Origin of the sequence: Pseudomonas sp. A-RE-22 (assembly GCF_019956035.1) — a bacterium.
GTDB lineage: Bacteria > Pseudomonadota > Gammaproteobacteria > Pseudomonadales > Pseudomonadaceae > Aquipseudomonas > Aquipseudomonas brassicacearum.
In genome coordinates, this window is the sequence record NZ_JAHBCZ010000003.1 from 40,715 (window position 1) to 57,509 (window position 16,795).

Here is a 16,795-nt window from a genome sequence, read left to right on the forward strand (position 1 = left end):
CTTGCCACATTCGTAGAGCCCCTATACTACAAGGCTTGGCGGTTTGGCCGCTTGGTAATTACCTTGTCAGAATTGGGGCTTTTCATTACCATTCGGCAAAATTTTTATAAGTTCAGATTTTTACTTAGTAGACGCCTGATCTAACAGGCCACAAAGCTGATGGGAGAGGACTGAATGAGCAATGACGGCGTGAATGCAGGCCGGCGTCGCTTCCTGGTAGCAGCCACATCCGTGGTGGGTGCTGCAGGAGCGGTGGGGGCTGCGGTCCCGTTCGTGGGGTCATGGTTTCCCAGTGCCAAGGCGAAAGCCGCGGGTGCACCGGTGAAAGTGAATGTCAGCAAGATCGAGCCAGGCCAGCAGATGATTGCTGAGTGGCGCGGCCAGCCGGTGTTCATCGTCCGCCGTACAGAGGAAATCCTGGGGAATCTGAAAAAGATCGAGGGTCAGTTGTCCGACCCTTCCTCCAAGAACTCGGTCCAACCGGAGTACGTCAATCCTGAAACGCGTTCGATCAAGCCAGAGGTTTTGCTGCTGATCGGGATCTGTACGCACCTGGGTTGCTCGCCAACGTTCCGTCCTGAAGTGGCTCCTGCCGATCTGGGCAAGGACTGGGTCGGTGGTTATTTCTGCCCTTGCCACGGCTCCCACTACGACCTGGCTGGTCGCGTCTACAAGTCGCAGCCTGCACCTCTGAACCTGCCAGTTCCCCCGCATTCCTATGAGACCGACGACATCATTGTCATCGGCGTCGATACGGAGAAAGCGTGATGAGCAAATTCATGGATTGGGTTGATGCGCGCTTTCCCGCGACCAAAATGTGGGAAGACCATCTCAGCAAGTATTACGCTCCGAAGAACTTCAACTTCTTCTACTTCTTTGGCTCCCTGGCGCTGCTCGTTCTGGTCAACCAGATCGTTACCGGTGTCTGGCTGACCATGAGCTACACCCCGTCGGCGGAAGAAGCGTTTGCTTCCGTCGAATACATCATGCGCGACGTCGAGTACGGCTCGATCCTGCGTCTGTTGCACTCCACCGGTGCTTCGGCGTTCTTCATCGTGGTCTACCTGCACATGTTCCGTGGCCTGCTCTACGGTTCGTACCAGAAGCCTCGTGAGTTGGTGTGGGTCTTCGGCATGCTGATCTACCTGGCGCTGATGGCCGAGGCCTTCATGGGCTACCTCCTGCCGTGGGGCCAGATGTCCTACTGGGGTGCCCAGGTGATCATCTCGCTGTTCGGTGCGATCCCGGTCATCGGTGACGACCTGACCCAGTGGATTCGTGGTGACTACCTGATCTCGGGCATTACCCTGAACCGCTTCTTCGCCCTGCACGTGGTCGCGCTGCCGATCGTGATCCTCGGCCTGGTGGTGTTGCACATCCTGGCCTTGCACGAAGTTGGCTCGAACAACCCGGATGGCGTGGACATCAAGAAGCACAAGGACGAGAACGGCGTACCGCTGGATGGCATCGCCTTCCACCCGTACTACACCGTGAAAGATATCGTCGGCGTGGTGGTCTTCCTGTTCATCTTCTGCTCCATCGTGTTCTTCTTCCCGGAAATGGGTGGTTACTTCCTCGAGAAGCCGAACTTCGAGCAGGCGAACGCCTTCAAGACCCCTGAGCACATTGCCCCGGTCTGGTACTTCACGCCGTTCTACGCGATTTTGCGGGCGATCCCGGACAAGCTGATGGGCGTTATCGCCATGGGCGCGGCCATCGCAGTGCTGTTTGTCCTGCCTTGGCTGGACCGCAGCCCCGTCAAGTCGATGCGCTACAAAGGCTGGCTGAGCAAGATCTGGCTCGTGGTGTTCTGCATCTCGTTCGTGATCCTGGGCGTGCTGGGCGTATTGGCCCCGACACCGGAGCGTACGTTGCTGTCGCAGGTCTGCACCTTCCTGTACTTCGCCTACTTCATTCTGATGCCTTTCTACACCAGGCTCGAGAAGACCAAACCGGTTCCGGAAAGGGTGACTGGCTGATGAAAAAGCTATTTGCTGTACTGATTCTTGCTGCTATGCCTGTACTGTCCTTCGCGGCTGAACACGGTGGTCCAGAGCTGGAAAAAGTCGACATCGACGTTTCCGACAAAGCTGCCATGCAGGACGGCGCACGTACGTTCGCCAACTACTGCATGGGTTGCCACAGTGCCAAGTTCCAGCGCTACGAGCGTGTTGCCGATGACCTGGGCATTCCTCATGAAATGATGCTCGAGAAACTGGTGTTCACCGGTGCCAAACTGGGCGATCACATGACCATTGGCATGCAACCTGCGGACGCCAAGACCTGGTTCGGCGCCGCGCCGCCAGACCTGACCCTGGTGGCGCGTGTGCGTGGTACTGACTGGCTCTACGGTTACCTGCGTTCGTTCTACGAAGATCCTGCGCGTCCATGGGGCGTGAACAACAAGGTCTTCCCGAACGTCGGCATGCCTAACGTACTGGTCGGCCTCCAAGGGCGCCAGGTGGTAGGCTGCAAACAGGTTCAGATCGTTGAGGGCGGTAAAAAGCAATTCGATCCGCTGACCGGCACCGCTTTGACTCATGAAGCCTGCGACCAGCTGACTGTATTGCCGAACACCGGCAGCCTGACTCCGGAGCAGTTCGACGAGAAGGTCAAGAACCTTGTGACCTTCCTGGCCTACTCGGCCAACCCGGTGAAGCTGGAGCATCAGCGCATCGGTACCTATGTATTGCTGTACCTGGCGTTCTTCTTCGTATTCGCTTACCTGCTCAAGCGTGAATACTGGAAAGACGTGCATTGATAAAGCTGTAAGCCGTTGCTGTTAATCGTGCGCGCCCAAGGGCGTCTCTAATGTAACGAGCCTGGCCAGCCAGGTGTTACGGGAGATGCCCTCTGGGCGCGCTCGTTTTTCCGTTTTTCGATAATTTCAACAAGCGAGGAGGATCGCCATGGGCGTGACCAATCGGTTGGCCTGTTACTCCGACCCCGCCGACCACTATTCCCACCGGGTACGCATCGTACTGGCAGAGAAGGGTGTCAGCGCCGAGATCATTTACGTCGAAGCGGGCCGTCAGCCGCCGAAGCTGATCGAGGTGAACCCTTATGGCAGCCTGCCCACACTGGTCGATCGTGACCTGGCGTTGTGGGAGTCGACCGTGGTGATGGAATATCTGGATGAGCGTTATCCGCATCCACCTTTACTGCCGGTGTACCCTGTCGCGCGGGCCAACAGCCGTTTGCTGATCCATCGCATCCAGCGTGACTGGTGCGGGTTGGTGGATCTGATCCTGGATTCTCGGACCAAGGAGCCGGCGCGGGTCGTGGCACGCAAGGAATTGCGTGAAAGCCTGACTGGCGTATCGCCGCTATTCGTCGATAAGCCGTTTTTCCTCAGTGAGGAACAAAGTCTGGTGGATTGCTGCCTATTGCCCATACTCTGGCGTTTGCCGATTCTGGGTATCGAACTGCCGCGGCCTGCCAAGCCGCTGCTTGATTATATGGAGCGCCAATTCGCGCGTGAGGCTTTCCAGGCGAGTCTGTCTGGCGTCGAACGTGACATGCGCTAAGGCTTAGGGAGCCGCTATGAACTCCAGTCGACCTTATCTGGTCCGCGCGCTCTACGAGTGGATTGTGGACAACGATTGCACCCCGCACATGCTGGTCAACGCCGAGTTTCCGTCGGTGCAGGTGCCGCAGGGTTTTGCCAATGACGGGCAAATTGTCTTGAACGTGTCGCCAGCCGCTGTGCGTCACTTGCATATGGATAACGACGCCGTCAGCTTCGAAGGGCGCTTCGGTGGCGTGCCGCACACTTTGTACGTGCCTATTGCTGCGATCCTGGGGATTTATGCTCGGGAGAATGGCCAGGGCATGGTGTTTGAGCTGGAAGCGCCGCTTGATGGCGAAGAAGAGTTCGAGCCGGATGATGACCTGCCGCCACCGGATGACGAGCCGCCGCGTCCTAGCGGGCGGCCGAGTTTGAAAGTGGTGAAGTAGGTAGATATGTGCCAGATACAGGCTGTTTGAAAGCTTGGTAACCTGGTTAAGAAAATGCCCGTATCGTGAGATGTGGGCATTTTTTTTTGCTGTTGTGGTTGGTGTGTATATCCGTTACCGCAGCAACGGATATACACATCGATCCCACCAAAAAAGAAGCAAAAAAAACGGCGTCCTCCGTCCCAGAAGAAGCGCCGTTTTTCTTGAGCAACTGAAGTTCAAAAATCAGTCAATGTACTCAAACAACTTGACGATTTTCTGCACCCCGGACACACCCTGCACCAGGTTGGTCGCCTGCGCAGCCTCTTTCTTGGTCAACAACCCCAGCAAATAGACAATGCCATTCTCAGTCACAACCTTGATGCGCGAGCCGGGAATACTGGCGTCGGTGAGCATCTGGGTCTTGATCTTGGTGGTCAGCCAGGCGTCGTTCTGGCGCGCCAGCAGCGAGGAGGGTTGCAGGACCTGCAGTTCGTTATGCACGGTCTTGACCCGTTGCACGGCGCTGGCTTCCTGTTCGGCCTTGGCCTTGAGGTCGGCGCGTGGGGTCTGGCCGGCCAGCAGTACGACGCCGTTGAAGCTGGTGACGACGATGTGCGAGTTGTTGTCCAGGTCCGGGTCGGCCTTGGCAATGTTCACGCCGACCTTGGTTTCAATCAGGGAGTCGTCGATCTTGCTGCCGAAGGTGCGGGTGCCGCGATCGTCTTCAATCGGCTTTTCCCGGCTGGCGTTAACCACCGATGTGCAGCCGCTGATGCCGAGGCACAGGGTCAGGGCCAGAAGGCCTAGGCGATTAGGGGTCATTCTTCACTCCCGAACAGTTGGCTGTCGATCAAGTCGCAAAGACAGTGGATCGCCAGCAGGTGGACTTCCTGGATACGTGCGGTGACATTGGCCGGTACGCGGATCTCGACGTCTTCTGGCAATAGCAGGGACGCCATGCCGCCGCCGTCACGACCGGTCAATGCTACGACAATCATTTCGCGATCATGTGCGGCCTGGATCGCTTGAATAATATTGGCCGAGTTACCGCTGGTGGAAATCGCCAGCAGCACATCGCCGGGTTGGCCCAGGGCGCGGATCTGTTTGGAGAATACTTCGTTGTAGCTGTAGTCGTTGGCGATCGAGGTGATCGTCGAGCTGTCGGTGGTCAGGGCGATCGCCGGCAGGCTCGGGCGCTCGCGTTCGAAGCGGTTGAGCAGTTCCGAAGAGAAGTGCTGGGCGTCGCCGGCCGAGCCGCCATTGCCGCACGAAAGCATCTTGCCCTCGTTGAGCAGGGCGTTGACCATCACTTGGCTGGCTTGCTCGATGTGCGGTGCAAGTACGTCCATCGCCTGTTGCTTGGTGTCGATACTGGCCTGAAAAAGCTGGCGAATTCGCGATTGCATGTCCATCTGTGTGACCTTAAGTAGCGCGGCTTATCGGCACAAACATGTGCGGCGCGCAAAGCAAAGAGCAAAAAAGTTAGGTGAAGGTGTCCGGCTCGGCATGGGCGCTCAACTGTCGAAGGCGTTCTGCAGCCAGTTCAACTGGGCGGCGTTGCTGTCGATGGCAACCACGTCGAAGCGGCAGGGATGATCGGCCCAGCGAGACTCGCGTTGCAGAAAATACTGCGCGGCGAAAACCAGCTTCTGGCGCTTGCGCTCGTCAATGCTGTCGAGCGCGCCACCCCATTGAGTATTTTTTCTGTAGCGGACTTCGACGAATACTACTGTATCGCCGTCAAGCATGACCAGATCAAGCTCGCCGCGTTTGCACAACCAGTTCTGCGCCACCAGCCGCAGGCCTTGTTGCTGGAGATGCGCGAGAGCTTGGCCCTCGGCATCCCGTCCGCTTTGCTGGCGTGATCGGTCGGGCATCAGCGCTGGGTATCCGGCAGGCGCTGCACCTGGCCATTGACGAACTCGGCCCAAGGCAGTTGACGCTGTACGCGCTGGGTTGGAGACACTGCCAGGCTGCCCGACAGGCCTTCGATGCGGCTGTCCGGCAACGTCTTGAGCTGGCCCAGGCGTGGTGCCAGGCGATAGGCGTCTACCCCCATCGCGTACAACCGGCCCAGGCTGCTACCCGCCTGTGGCCACTGTGCGGTGACCTGCTTGCGCAGCGGGTCATTGGCGTCGAGCAGCCAAGGGGTTTCGCAGAAGCGGATACCGCTCATGTCGTTGTACTGGTTCTGGTCGCCGCTGGCGCTGAACACTGAAGACGTCGCGTAGACCGGCACATCACCCGCGTACTGGAAGTTCAGGGTCGGCTTGATCTGCTGGGCCTGTTGCGGCGTCGAGGCCAGGAAGATGAACTCGATGTCCTGGCGACGGGACGGCTGGGCCGCGACCGTGGTGCCAACGGTGCTTTGCAGGCTCTTGGCGCGACCTTCGCTCTGGCGCAGTTGGAACATGTCGGCGATCTGCTGGGCCAGTTGCACCGGCTGGTCGACCCGTTCGATTGCGATGATGGTGCCGCCATTGGCCTGCCAGTCCTGGCTGAAGGCTTTCAGGACACGATCGCCCCATTCACCCTTCGGTACCATGGCGGCGGCGCGATGCAGGCCGTCGGCGCGGGCACGGCGGGAGACTTCGCGGGCTTCATCCTCGGGGGCCAGGCCGAACTGGAACAGTTGCGGTGGCCCTTGTTCGCCTTCGCTGTAGTTCAGCGCCAGGGTGGTGATCGGCAGTTGCGGGCGGGTGCTGATCTGCTTGACCAGGGGTTTTTCCAGCGGTCCGACTACCAGTTGCACGCCGTCGGCCTGGGCCTTGCGATAGAACTCGTCCATGGAGGTCAGGCTGGAGCTGTCATAGAACTGGATGCTTGGCGGCTTCTGACCGGCCTGCTGGGCCTGGTAATGCGCGGCCATGAAGCCCTCGCGCAAGGCCTTGGCAACCGCAGCTAGCTGGCCATTCTGTGGCAGCAGCAGGGCGATCTTGCTCAGCGGCTGGCTCGCCAGCTCCTTGAGCTTGACCAGGGGTGTCGGCAGTTGCAGGGCGGCAGGGTGCTTCGGGTTCTGTTCGCGCCAGTGGTCGATGGCCGCCTGCTGTTGTTCCAGGGTGCCGGCGGTCTTGACGGCCTGGGCCAGGCTCAGCCAGCCGCCAAGGTCGTCGTTGGAGCTTGGCTGCAACTGGTCGGTGGGCAGCGAGGCGATCAACGACCAGATGGCTTCGTGGTTTTTTGCCGCAGCGTCGTTTTCCAACAGGGGCGCGATGAAAATGCGCTCCTTGGCGGCGGCCAGGGTCTGGCCATCGGCCTCCAGGGCGCGGGCGCGGACGGTACCGGTGCGAACCTGTTGCTCCACCGGCATTTCGCTCAGGTGTTGCAGGCTTGGGTGGCTCAGGGCGGTCAGTGCCGCCTTGGGCTGGTTGCGGGTCATCGCCAGTTCAGCCGACAGCGTGCTGGCGAAAATCTGCTGGCCGGGCTTGAGTTGTTCCATCGGCACTTGTTGCAGGATCTGTGCGGACTGGCCGGCATTGCCCTGGCGGTAGGCCAGGTCGGCAGCGCTCAGGCGCAGCAGGGCGGCTTTTTCCGGATTTTTGCTTTGAGTGGCCTGTTCGAGCAACTGCTCGATACTGGCATCCGGGGTGCGTGGAAGTTCGCCAAGGCTGGACGAGGGCGAGCTGGCGCAAGCCGCCAGGAGGGCAGCGAGGCAGAGGGCGGAGAGCAGCCGCAGGCAAGCGATCATGTAAGTGTTCCTGATACGAGATCAAATTAGCGTCGAATTGTACCCAAGCACTGGCCGGGGCGCGATGTTAGTGGTGTGAATCGATCAATTTAGGTATTTCAAAGAGTGCGGGGCAACACAAAAGGCCGTCAGGGTGTCCTGCACTGTCGTCGTTTAAGGACGAACAGCCGAGACCGCCGCTACACGCTACAATGGCGGTTTTTACCGATCATGAGGTATGTGTCTTGACTGCTCCAGGTGCTTTGAATTCCGCTGCCGGCTCGCTTTATGTGGTGGCGACGCCCATCGGCAACCTGGACGATATCAGTGCCCGGGCGCTGAAAATCCTGCAGGAAGTTGCTTTGATCGCAGCTGAAGACACGCGTCACTCCCAGCGCCTGCTGCAGCATTTCGGCATTTCCACGCCGTTGGCCGCCTGTCATGAACACAATGAACGGGATGAGGGCAGTCGTTTCATTACCCGGCTGCTGGCGGGCGATAACGTCGCGCTGATTTCCGATGCCGGTACGCCACTGATTTCCGACCCTGGCTATCATCTGGTGCGCCAGGCCCGGGCGGCAGGCATCAGCGTGGTGCCGGTGCCAGGCGCTTGTGCATTGATCGCAGCGCTGTCGGCGGCGGGGCTGCCGTCGGACCGTTTCATCTTCGAGGGTTTCCTGCCGGCCAAGGCGGTGGGGCGGCGGGCGCGCCTGGAAGCTATAAAGGAAGAACCACGCACGCTGATCTTCTATGAGGCGCCGCACCGCATTCTGGAATGCCTGCAAGACATGGAACTGGTGTTCGGCGCCGAGCGCCCGGCGTTGCTGGCTCGTGAGTTGACCAAGACCTTCGAAACCCTCAAGGGGTTGCCGTTGGCAGAGCTGCGGGCGTTTGTCGAAAGCGACAGCAACCAGCAGCGCGGCGAGTGTGTAGTGCTGGTGGCCGGGTGGACAGCGCCGGAAAGTGAAGACGCTGTCAGCAGCGAAGCGATGCGCATCCTGAACCTGCTACTCGAGGAAATGCCGCTCAAGCGTGCCGCGGCCCTTGCGGCGCAGATCACTGGCGAGCGCAAGAATGTGCTGTACCAGGTCGCACTGGAGAAACAGAAGGATCAGTGAAAGCGGGGCGCAGGGCTGGCCCAAGGCTTTTAGCGCTTGTTCTTCGAGCGCTCTACCGTTAACCTTCGCGGCGGAGAGTCGATCGGACAGTCGCTGCCCTCTATGAGAATTAGGGGGGGGAGGAAAGTCCGGGCTCCATAGGGCGAAGTGCCAGGTAATGCCTGGGAGGCGTGAGCCTACGGAAAGTGCCACAGAAAATAACCGCCTAAGCGCTTCGGTGCCGGTAAGGGTGAAAAGGTGCGGTAAGAGCGCACCGCACGTCTGGCAACAGTTCGTGGCTAGGTAAACCCCACTTGGAGCAAGACCAAATAGGGTCCCAAGGCGTGGCCCGCGCTGGGACCGGGTAGGTTGCTAAAGATGTCCAGTGATGGCCATCGTAGACGAATGACTGTTCAAGACAGAACCCGGCTTACAGATCGACTCTCCACCTTTTTCCCTCCCTGCCGGAATCACTGGCAGACGCAGTTGCTAATACCAAAAAAATCTTACTCTTAATAAATCACTTTAACTTGTGCGCGCAGCTTCCTGTGCTCATTCGGGTTGAGGCGAAAATTCCTACGTCAGATTCTTGTTACCCCTCCTGAAACGCTCCTAAATCTCCGATCTATAAGGCTTTTCCTTCAATCCGCGCCTTGACGGTGCGGTGGGCGCATTCCTATAGTGTGCGCAAGTGGCGGAAAGTGGCATGAAGTGGGTTTTTTTGAAGGTAAAACGCCAAAAAGGGGAGAAACGCAGACGTGTTTCGCGGAGCTAACGCTATCAGTCTCGATGCAAAAGGCCGTCTCGCCATGCCGAGCCGGTATCGTGACGAGCTCGTTTCGCGAAGTTCGGGGCAGTTAATCGTCACGATCGACGCCGTTGACCCATGTTTGTGTGTTTACCCTCTTGATGAGTGGGAAATCATCGAAACCAAACTGCGCGCACTGCCTTCGTTGCGTGAAGAAAACCGCCGTCTGCAACGCTTGCTGATCGGTAATGCCGTCGACCTCGAACTCGATGGCAGTGGTCGTTTCCTGGTTCCGCCGCGCCTGCGCGAGTACGCCAAGCTGGACAAGCGCGCGATGCTGGTGGGCCAACTGAACAAGTTCCAGCTGTGGGACGAAGATGCCTGGAATGCGGTTTCTGCCGCTGACCTCGCTGCTATTCAACAACCGGGCGCCATGCCTGATGAACTGCGTGATTTGATCCTGTGACTATTGATAGCGGCTTTAACCACATCACCGTACTGCTTGACGAAGCCGTCGAGGCTCTCGCCGTACGTCCTGATGGCTGCTATCTGGACGGTACGTTCGGGCGTGGCGGACACAGCCGGTTGATTCTCAGCAAGCTCGGTCCGGGTGGCCGGTTGCTGGGGTTCGACAAGGATCCTCAAGCGATTGCCACCGGGCAAGCGCTGGCGGCCGAAGACGGCCGCTTTGTCATTGTGCAACGCAGCTTTGCCGAGCTGGCTTCGGAAGTCGCCGAGCGTGGCCTGGCCGGCAAGGTCAGTGGCGTGCTGCTCGACCTGGGCGTGTCTTCGCCGCAGTTGGACGATCCGGAGCGCGGCTTCAGTTTCCTCAATGACGGCCCGCTGGACATGCGCATGGACCCGTCCCGTGGCATCAGCGCCGCCGAATTCGTCAACACTGCCCCGGTGGAAGAAATCGCTCGCGTCTTCAAGGAATACGGTGAAGAGCGTTTCTCCGGCCGTATGGCCCGTGCCGTGGTCGAGCGGCGCGACATCAAGCCATTTGAGCGCACCGGCGACCTGGCCGAGGTACTGAAAGTTGCCAATCCGGCTTGGGAAAAGGGCAAGAACCCGGCGACCCGTGCGTTCCAGGGCTTGCGCATCCACGTCAATAACGAGCTGGGCGATCTGGAAGTCGGTCTCGAAGCGGCGCTTGAAGCGCTGGAAATTGGCGGTCGGCTGGTGGTGATCAGCTTCCATTCCCTGGAAGACCGCATCGTCAAGCTGTTCATGCGCAAACTCACCAAGGGCGAAGCCGATAACCTGCCGCGCAACCTGCCGGTGCGTTTCGAAGCCTTCGTGCCAAAAATCAAGATCCATGGCAAGGCGCAGTTCGCCTCTGAGGCTGAACTCAAGGCCAACCCACGTGCCCGTAGCGCCGTCATGCGTGTCGCGGAGAAGTTGCGGTGAGCAAGCTCTTCGCCAAGCCACTGCCCGGCGGCAGCTTTTTCATGCTGCTGCTGTTTATCGGCGTGCTCGTGTCGGCCATCGGCGTGTCCTATAGCGCGCACTGGAACCGGCAGCTTCTCAATTCCCTTTACAACGAGCTGAGCGTGCGCGACAAGGCGCAGGCCGAATGGGGCCGGTTGATCCTGGAGCAGAGCACCTGGACCGCCCATAGCCGTATCGAAGTATTGGCCACCGAGCAGCTGAAAATGCGCATTCCCAGCGCTGCCGAAGTGCAGATGGTGGCGCCATGATGAAACTCGAAGGGGCGCTGTTCCCGTGGCGGTTTCGTCTGGTCCTGGGTTTGCTCGGGATCATGGTGGCGGCGATTTCGTGGCGCATCATCGATCTGCAGGTCGTCGACCGTGATTTCCTCAAGGGGCAGGGCGATGCGCGCAGTGTGCGGCATATTCCGATCCCGGCTCACCGTGGCCTGATCACCGACCGCAATGGCGAACCCCTGGCCGTGAGCACCCCGGTAACCACCTTGTGGGCCAACGCCAAGGAAATGCAGCTGGCCAAGGAAAAATGGCCGGCACTGGCCGCGGCCCTCGGGCAGGATCCCAAGGCCCTGGCCGAGCGCCTCGAAGCCCAGGCCAACAAGGAATTCATTTATCTGGTGCGCGGCCTGACGCCCGAGCAGGGCCAGAGCGTGCTCGACCTGAAAGTACCCGGTGTCTACGGCATCGAAGAGTTCCGGCGTTTCTACCCGGCTGGTGAAGTCACGGCCCACATGGTCGGGTTTACCGACATCGATGACCGAGGGCGCGAAGGTGTCGAACTGGCCTATGACGAATGGCTCGCCGGGGTCGCCGGCAAGCGCCAGGTCATCAAGGATCGGCGCGGCAGGCTGATCAAGGATGTCCAAGTCACCAAAAACGCCAAGGCCGGCAAGCCCTTGGCGTTGTCCATTGACCTGCGCCTGCAATACCTGGCCAACCGTGAGCTGCGCAATGCCATCGTCGAGAACGGTGCCAAGGCCGGCAGTCTGGTAATCATGGACGTGAAGACTGGCGAGATCCTGGCGATGGTCAATCAGCCGACCTACAACCCGAACAACCGTCGCAACCTGCAACCGGCGATGATGCGCAACCGCGCGATGATCGACGTGTTCGAGCCGGGTTCGACCATGAAAGCCGTGTCCATGGCCGCCGCCCTGGAAACCGGGCGCTGGAAACCGAGCGACACCGTCGAGGTGTACCCGGGCACCCTGCAGATCGGCAAGTACACCATCCGCGACGTGTCCAAGACCGAAGGCCCGGTGCTCGACCTGACCGGCATCCTGATCAACTCCAGTAACGTGGGCATGAGCAAGATCGCCTTCGATATCGGCGGTGAGACGATTTATCGCCTGGCCCAGAAAATCGGCCTCGGCCAGGACACCGGCCTGGGCTTTCCGGGCGAGCGTGTCGGCAACCTGCCGAACTACCGTGACTGGCGCAAGGCTGAAACCGCCACGTTGTCCTATGGCTATGGTGTTTCCGTGACGGCGATCCAACTGGTCCACGCGTTCTCCGCGCTGGCCAACAATGGCCGTATCGCCCCGCTGACCCTGATCAAGACCGACAAGGCGCCGCAGACCACCCAAGTGATCCCGGAGAATGTCGCCAAGACCATGCAGGGCATGCTGCAACAGGTAATCGAGGCGCCGCGCGGTGTCTATCGCGCCCAGGTGCCGGCCTATCACGTGGCAGGCAAATCGGGTACGGCCCGTAAGACCTCCGTGGGCACCAAAGGCTACGCCGAGAACTCCTACCGTTCGCTGTTTGCCGGCTTCGGCCCGATGAGCGACCCGCGCTATGCCATCGTCGTGGTCATCGATGAACCGAGCAAGGCAGGCTACTTCGGTGGCCTGGTTTCGGCGCCAGTGTTCAGCAAAGTGATGTCCGGCACCCTGCGCCTGATGAACATTACCCCGGATAACCTGCCGCCGACCCAGCAGGCCAATACCGCACCGGTCGTTCCCTTGAAAACCGAAGGAGGGCGTGGCTGATGTCCCTGAGCCTGAACAAGATTTTTGCCCACGCCGGTCACGATCTGCTGATTCGCGAACTGGCCCTGGACAGCCGCAATGTACGCGCCGGGGACTTGTTCCTGGCGGTGCCGGGCGCGCGTGTCGATGGTCGCGACCATATTGCCGATGCCTTGAAGCGTGGCGCGGCTGCCGTGGCTTATGAAGTGCAAGGCGCTACTGTACTGCCGATCACCGACGTTCCGCTGATTCCCGTCAAGGGCCTGGCAGCGCAGCTGTCGGACATCGCCGGGCGTTTTTATGGCGACCCGAGCCGTCACCTGAACCTGGTGGGCGTGACCGGCACCAACGGCAAGACCAGCGTGACCCAACTGGTGGCCCAGGCCCTCGACCTGCTCGGCCAGCATTGCGGCATTGTCGGGACCCTGGGCAACGGCTTCCATGGCGCGCTGGAAAGCGGACTGCACACCACGCCGAACCCGATTGCCGTGCAAGCGACCCTGGCGGACCTGAAAAAGGCTGGTGCCAAGGCCGTTGCGATGGAAGTCTCTTCCCATGGTTTGGACCAGGGCCGTGTGACCGCGCTGGCGTTCGATGTCGCGGTGTTGACCAACCTGTCCCGGGATCACCTGGATTATCACGGCACCATGCAGGCCTACGGTGAAGCCAAGGCCAAGCTGTTTGCCTGGAATGACCTGAAGTGCCGGGTCATCAACCTCGATGACGAATTCGGTCGGCAACTGGCCGCCGAAAAGCGCGAGTCGCGGTTGATCACCTACAGCCTGGAAGATGCCAGCGCCTACCTTTATGTACGCCAGGCGCAATTCAATGACGAAGGCGTGCGTGCCACCTTGGTCACGCCCCAGGGCGAGCACCATTTGCGCAGCACCTTGCTCGGCCGCTTCAACCTGAGCAACGTATTGGCGGCCATCGGCGCTTTGCTCGGCCTGGACTACGCGCTGGACGAAATTCTCAAGGTCTTGCCGAAGCTCGAGGGCCCGGCCGGTCGCATGCAGCGTTTGGGCGGTGGGACTCAACCACTGGTTGTGGTCGATTACGCCCATACCCCCGACGCGTTGGAAAAAGTTCTCACGGCCCTGCGTCCTCACGCCAAGGGCAAGTTGCTGTGCCTGTTCGGCTGCGGTGGCGATCGTGATCGCGGCAAGCGTCCGCTGATGGCCGAGGTGGTGGAGCGGCTGGCAGACGGCGTGCTGGTCACCGACGACAACCCTCGTACCGAAGACCCGCAGCGGATTTTCGACGACATCCGCGCCGGTTTTATGGCTGTGGATAACGTCACCTTCGTGGCTGGTCGCGGCCAGGCCATTGCCCAGTTGATCGCCAGTGCCTCGGCGGACGATGTCATCGTCCTGGCCGGTAAGGGCCACGAGGACTATCAGGAAATCAACGGCGAACGCCACGCTTTCTCCGATCTGGTGGAAGCCGATCACGCCCTGACCGCGTGGGAGGTGGCCCATGCTTAAGGCCCTGAAGCTCAGCGAACTGACCAACGCCCTGAATGCACGCCTCATCGCCGCGGACGCCACGTTCGACGGCGTCAGCATCGACAGTCGGGCGATCGCGCCGGGGCAATTGTTCGTCGCTCTGGCCGGGCCGCGCTTCGATGGTCACGATTACTTGAACGAGGTCGCCGCCAAAGGTGCGGTTTCGGCCCTGGTCGAGCGCGAAGTGACCAACAGCACGCTGCCGCAATTGCTCGTCAACGACACCCGCCTGGCCCTGGGCCAGCTCGGTGCGCTGAACCGCGCGGCGTATGGCAACCCGGTCGCAGCCATCACCGGCTCCAGCGGCAAGACCACTGTCAAGGAAATGCTTGCCAGCATCCTGCGCACCCGTGGTCCGGTGCTGGCGACCCGTGGCAACCTGAACAACGACCTCGGCGTGCCACTGACCCTGCTGGAGCTGGCGCCGGAACACAGCGCCGCTGTCATCGAACTGGGCGCTTCGCGGCTCGGCGAGATCGCCTACACCGTGGGCATGACCAAGCCTCATGTGGCGGTGCTCAACAATGCCGGGACTGCTCACGTCGGTGAGTTCGGCGGCCCGGAAAAAATCGTCGAGGCCAAGGGCGAGATCATCGAGGGGCTGGATGCCGATGGTGTCGCGGTGCTGAATCTCGACGACAAGGCCTTCGAAATCTGGAAGACCCGGGCGGGCGAGCGCAAGGTGCTGACCTTTGCCCTGAGCAACCTCGCCGCGAATTTCTACGCCAGCGACCTGGACCGCGATGCTCGCGGTTGCCCGGCCTTCAACCTGCACAGCCCGGATGGCGCCGAGCGGGTGCAGTTGAACCTGCTTGGCACCCATAACGTTGCCAACGCCCTGGCCGCGGCAGCGGCTGCCCATGCGCTGGGCGTGTCGCTGCCGGGCATCGTCGCCGGGTTGAACGCCGTGCAGCCGGTCAAGGGGCGCAGTGTTGCGCAACTGGCCAGCAACGGTATGCGCGTGATCGACGACACCTATAACGCCAATCCGTCGTCCATGTGCGCGGCCGTGGATATCCTCGCCGGTTTCTCCGGCCGTACCGTATTGGTGCTGGGGGATATCGGTGAGCTGGGCGAGTGGGCGCAACAGGGGCATCACGATGTCGGTGCCTATGCGCGCGGCAAGGTCGACGCGCTGTATGCGGTCGGCCCGATGATGGCCCATGCGGTCGCCGCGTTTGGCGAGCACGCACGGCATTTCACCACTCAGGCCGAACTGATCCAGGCCCTGGGCGCCGAGCAGGATCCGAACACCACCTTATTGATCAAGGGCTCACGCAGCGCAGCGATGGAAAACATCGTCGCGGCGCTGTGCGGCGCCTCCACGGAGAAACATTAATGCTGCTGCTGCTAGCGGAGTACCTGCAACAGTTCCACAAAGGCTTCGCGGTCTTCCAGTACCTGACCCTGCGCGGGATCCTGGGTGTGCTGACCGCGCTGTCGTTGTCGCTGTTCCTGGGCCCGTGGATGATCCGCACCCTGCAGAACCTGCAAATCGGCCAGTCGGTACGTAACGACGGCCCGCAATCACACCTGTCCAAATCCGGCACCCCGACCATGGGCGGCGCGCTGATCCTGTCGTCCATCGGCATCAGCACCTTGCTCTGGGCCGACCTGGCGAACCGGTATGTCTGGGTCGTGCTGCTGGTGACCTTGCTCTTTGGCGCCATCGGCTGGGTCGACGATTACCGCAAGGTCATCGAGAAGAACTCCCGTGGGCTGCCAAGCCGCTGGAAGTATTTCTGGCAGTCGGTGTTCGGCCTCGGCGCGGCGATCTTCCTTTATATGACCGCCGCCTCGCCGGTGGAGACCACCCTGATCCTGCCGATGCTCAAGGACTACAGCATCCCGCTGGGTGCAGGTTTCATCGTGCTGACCTACCTGGTGATCGTCGGTTCGAGCAACGCGGTCAACCTCACCGACGGCCTCGATGGCCTGGCGATCATGCCCACGGTCATGGTCGGCGGCGCCCTGGGGATCTTTTGCTACCTGTCGGGTAACGTGAAATTCGCCGAATACCTGTTGATCCCCTATGTGCCAGGGGCGGGCGAGCTGATCGTGTTCTGCGGAGCGCTGATCGGTGCCGGCCTGGGGTTCCTGTGGTTCAACACCTACCCGGCGCAAGTCTTCATGGGCGACGTCGGCGCGTTGGCGCTGGGCGCGGCCCTGGGCACCATCGCCGTCATCGTTCGCCAGGAAATCGTCCTGTTCATCATGGGCGGTGTGTTCGTGATGGAGACCCTGTCAGTCGTCATTCAGGTTGCCTCCTTTAAATTGACCGGCCGCCGCGTATTCCGCATGGCGCCGATCCACCACCACTTTGAACTCAAGGGCTGGCCCGAGCCGCGCGTGATCGTCCGTTTCTGGATCATCACCGTGATTCTGGTGCTGATCGGCCTTGCCACCCTGAAGCTGAGGTAG

At 60.5% G+C, this 16,795-nt stretch carries 17 protein-coding genes and 1 other RNA gene; 14 read left to right on the forward strand and 4 right to left on the reverse strand.

The features are described from left to right. Nucleotides 1–174: 174 nt before the first annotated feature. From petA to KGA89_RS01855, 5 genes are all read left to right on the forward strand, one after another. On the forward strand, nt 175–768 hold the full coding sequence (gene petA / locus KGA89_RS01835; protein WP_003205363.1) for a ubiquinol-cytochrome c reductase iron-sulfur subunit: 594 nt from the start codon (nt 175–177) through the stop codon (nt 766–768). Beyond that, on the forward strand, nt 768–1,979 hold the full coding sequence (locus tag KGA89_RS01840) for a cytochrome b (protein ID WP_003205362.1): 1,212 nt from the start codon (nt 768–770) through the stop codon (nt 1,977–1,979). Before petA ends, KGA89_RS01840 begins: the two co-directional genes overlap by 1 nt. Further along, nucleotides 1,979–2,761 carry a cytochrome c1 gene (locus KGA89_RS01845; protein WP_109754819.1) on the forward strand — a complete coding sequence of 261 codons (783 nt, stop codon included), beginning with the start codon at nt 1,979–1,981 and terminating at the stop codon, nt 2,759–2,761. The genes KGA89_RS01840 and KGA89_RS01845 overlap by 1 nt, the downstream gene beginning before the upstream one ends. Before the next feature lie 148 nt (nt 2,762–2,909). Beyond that, nucleotides 2,910–3,527 carry a glutathione S-transferase N-terminal domain-containing protein gene (locus KGA89_RS01850; protein WP_003178195.1) on the forward strand — a complete coding sequence of 206 codons (618 nt, stop codon included), beginning with the start codon at nt 2,910–2,912 and terminating at the stop codon, nt 3,525–3,527. A gap of 16 nt (nt 3,528–3,543) precedes the next feature. Continuing rightward, the gene (locus tag KGA89_RS01855) at nt 3,544–3,957 is read left to right on the forward strand and encodes a ClpXP protease specificity-enhancing factor (RefSeq protein WP_003205360.1); all 414 of its coding nucleotides are present in this window, start codon (nt 3,544–3,546) and stop codon (nt 3,955–3,957) included. Nucleotides 3,958–4,182: 225 nt separating this feature from the next. Here the strand turns inward: KGA89_RS01855 and KGA89_RS01860 are convergent, their stop codons facing one another. The 4 genes from KGA89_RS01860 to KGA89_RS01875 all read right to left on the reverse strand — a co-directional run bounded on the left by KGA89_RS01860 (nt 4,183) and on the right by KGA89_RS01875 (nt 7,627). Beyond that, entirely contained in the window at nt 4,183–4,761 is a 579-nt protein-coding gene (locus KGA89_RS01860) for a BON domain-containing protein (protein WP_003178201.1), read from the reverse strand. After that, nucleotides 4,758–5,351, reverse strand: a complete 594-nt coding sequence (locus tag KGA89_RS01865) for a phosphoheptose isomerase (protein ID WP_007928463.1) — start codon at nt 5,349–5,351, stop codon at nt 4,758–4,760. Before KGA89_RS01865 ends, KGA89_RS01860 begins: the two co-directional genes overlap by 4 nt. Before the next feature lie 102 nt (nt 5,352–5,453). Continuing rightward, complete coding sequence (locus KGA89_RS01870; protein ID WP_223470376.1) at nt 5,454–5,816, reverse strand: YraN family protein; 363 nt, start codon at nt 5,814–5,816, stop codon at nt 5,454–5,456. Then, complete coding sequence (locus KGA89_RS01875; protein ID WP_003205357.1) at nt 5,816–7,627, reverse strand: penicillin-binding protein activator; 1,812 nt, start codon at nt 7,625–7,627, stop codon at nt 5,816–5,818. The genes KGA89_RS01870 and KGA89_RS01875 overlap by 1 nt, the downstream gene beginning before the upstream one ends. 191 nt (nt 7,628–7,818) lie before the next feature. On the opposite strand from KGA89_RS01875, the gene rsmI reads away from it, so the two are divergent. The 9 genes from rsmI to mraY all read left to right on the forward strand — a co-directional run bounded on the left by rsmI (nt 7,819) and on the right by mraY (nt 16,795). Further along, nucleotides 7,819–8,724 (forward strand): 16S rRNA (cytidine(1402)-2'-O)-methyltransferase, encoded by a 906-nt coding sequence (gene rsmI / locus KGA89_RS01880; RefSeq protein ID WP_080561008.1) that lies wholly within the window; start codon nt 7,819–7,821, stop codon nt 8,722–8,724. 74 nt (nt 8,725–8,798) lie between these two features. Then, nucleotides 8,799–9,152, forward strand: an RNA gene (gene rnpB, locus KGA89_RS01885) — RNase P RNA component class A. A gap of 309 nt (nt 9,153–9,461) precedes the next feature. Next, entirely contained in the window at nt 9,462–9,917 is a 456-nt protein-coding gene (gene mraZ, locus KGA89_RS01890) for a division/cell wall cluster transcriptional repressor MraZ (RefSeq protein ID WP_003205355.1), read from the forward strand. Beyond that, nucleotides 9,914–10,861: a 16S rRNA (cytosine(1402)-N(4))-methyltransferase RsmH gene (gene rsmH, locus KGA89_RS01895; protein ID WP_003205354.1), complete on the forward strand. Its 948-nt coding sequence runs from the start codon at nt 9,914–9,916 to the stop codon at nt 10,859–10,861. The genes mraZ and rsmH overlap by 4 nt, the downstream gene beginning before the upstream one ends. Beyond that, nucleotides 10,858–11,151: a cell division protein FtsL gene (ftsL, locus tag KGA89_RS01900; protein ID WP_223470378.1), complete on the forward strand. Its 294-nt coding sequence runs from the start codon at nt 10,858–10,860 to the stop codon at nt 11,149–11,151. Before rsmH ends, ftsL begins: the two co-directional genes overlap by 4 nt. Continuing rightward, a complete protein-coding gene (locus KGA89_RS01905) occupies nt 11,151–12,890 on the forward strand; it encodes a peptidoglycan D,D-transpeptidase FtsI family protein (RefSeq protein ID WP_223470423.1) in 1,740 nt (579 codons plus the stop codon). The genes ftsL and KGA89_RS01905 overlap by 1 nt, the downstream gene beginning before the upstream one ends. Continuing rightward, nucleotides 12,890–14,353, forward strand: a complete 1,464-nt coding sequence (locus tag KGA89_RS01910; RefSeq protein ID WP_223470380.1) for a UDP-N-acetylmuramoyl-L-alanyl-D-glutamate--2,6-diaminopimelate ligase — start codon at nt 12,890–12,892, stop codon at nt 14,351–14,353. Before KGA89_RS01905 ends, KGA89_RS01910 begins: the two co-directional genes overlap by 1 nt. Beyond that, nucleotides 14,346–15,713: a UDP-N-acetylmuramoyl-tripeptide--D-alanyl-D-alanine ligase gene (locus tag KGA89_RS01915; protein WP_223470382.1), complete on the forward strand. Its 1,368-nt coding sequence runs from the start codon at nt 14,346–14,348 to the stop codon at nt 15,711–15,713. The genes KGA89_RS01910 and KGA89_RS01915 overlap by 8 nt, the downstream gene beginning before the upstream one ends. Then, the gene (gene mraY, locus KGA89_RS01920; RefSeq protein WP_003205349.1) at nt 15,713–16,795 is read left to right on the forward strand and encodes a phospho-N-acetylmuramoyl-pentapeptide-transferase; all 1,083 of its coding nucleotides are present in this window, start codon (nt 15,713–15,715) and stop codon (nt 16,793–16,795) included. Before KGA89_RS01915 ends, mraY begins: the two co-directional genes overlap by 1 nt.

Coding starts and splice junctions, on each gene's coding strand:
- rsmI (WP_080561008.1), top strand. CDS start 7,819: ATGGCGGTTTTTACCGATCATGAGGTATGTGTCTTGACTGCTCCAGGT.
- KGA89_RS01875 (WP_003205357.1), bottom strand. CDS start 7,627: ATGATCGCTTGCCTGCGGCTGCTCTCCGCCCTCTGCCTCGCTGCCCTC.
- KGA89_RS01845 (WP_109754819.1), top strand. CDS start 1,979: ATGAAAAAGCTATTTGCTGTACTGATTCTTGCTGCTATGCCTGTACTG.
- KGA89_RS01870 (WP_223470376.1), bottom strand. CDS start 5,816: ATGCCCGACCGATCACGCCAGCAAAGCGGACGGGATGCCGAGGGCCAA.
- KGA89_RS01915 (WP_223470382.1), top strand. CDS start 14,346: ATGCTTAAGGCCCTGAAGCTCAGCGAACTGACCAACGCCCTGAATGCA.
- KGA89_RS01865 (WP_007928463.1), bottom strand. CDS start 5,351: ATGGACATGCAATCGCGAATTCGCCAGCTTTTTCAGGCCAGTATCGAC.
- KGA89_RS01860 (WP_003178201.1), bottom strand. CDS start 4,761: ATGACCCCTAATCGCCTAGGCCTTCTGGCCCTGACCCTGTGCCTCGGC.
- KGA89_RS01850 (WP_003178195.1), top strand. CDS start 2,910: ATGGGCGTGACCAATCGGTTGGCCTGTTACTCCGACCCCGCCGACCAC.
- KGA89_RS01905 (WP_223470423.1), top strand. CDS start 11,151: ATGAAACTCGAAGGGGCGCTGTTCCCGTGGCGGTTTCGTCTGGTCCTG.
- petA (WP_003205363.1), top strand. CDS start 175: ATGAGCAATGACGGCGTGAATGCAGGCCGGCGTCGCTTCCTGGTAGCA.
- KGA89_RS01910 (WP_223470380.1), top strand. CDS start 12,890: ATGTCCCTGAGCCTGAACAAGATTTTTGCCCACGCCGGTCACGATCTG.
- KGA89_RS01855 (WP_003205360.1), top strand. CDS start 3,544: ATGAACTCCAGTCGACCTTATCTGGTCCGCGCGCTCTACGAGTGGATT.
- mraY (WP_003205349.1), top strand. CDS start 15,713: ATGCTGCTGCTGCTAGCGGAGTACCTGCAACAGTTCCACAAAGGCTTC.
- KGA89_RS01840 (WP_003205362.1), top strand. CDS start 768: ATGAGCAAATTCATGGATTGGGTTGATGCGCGCTTTCCCGCGACCAAA.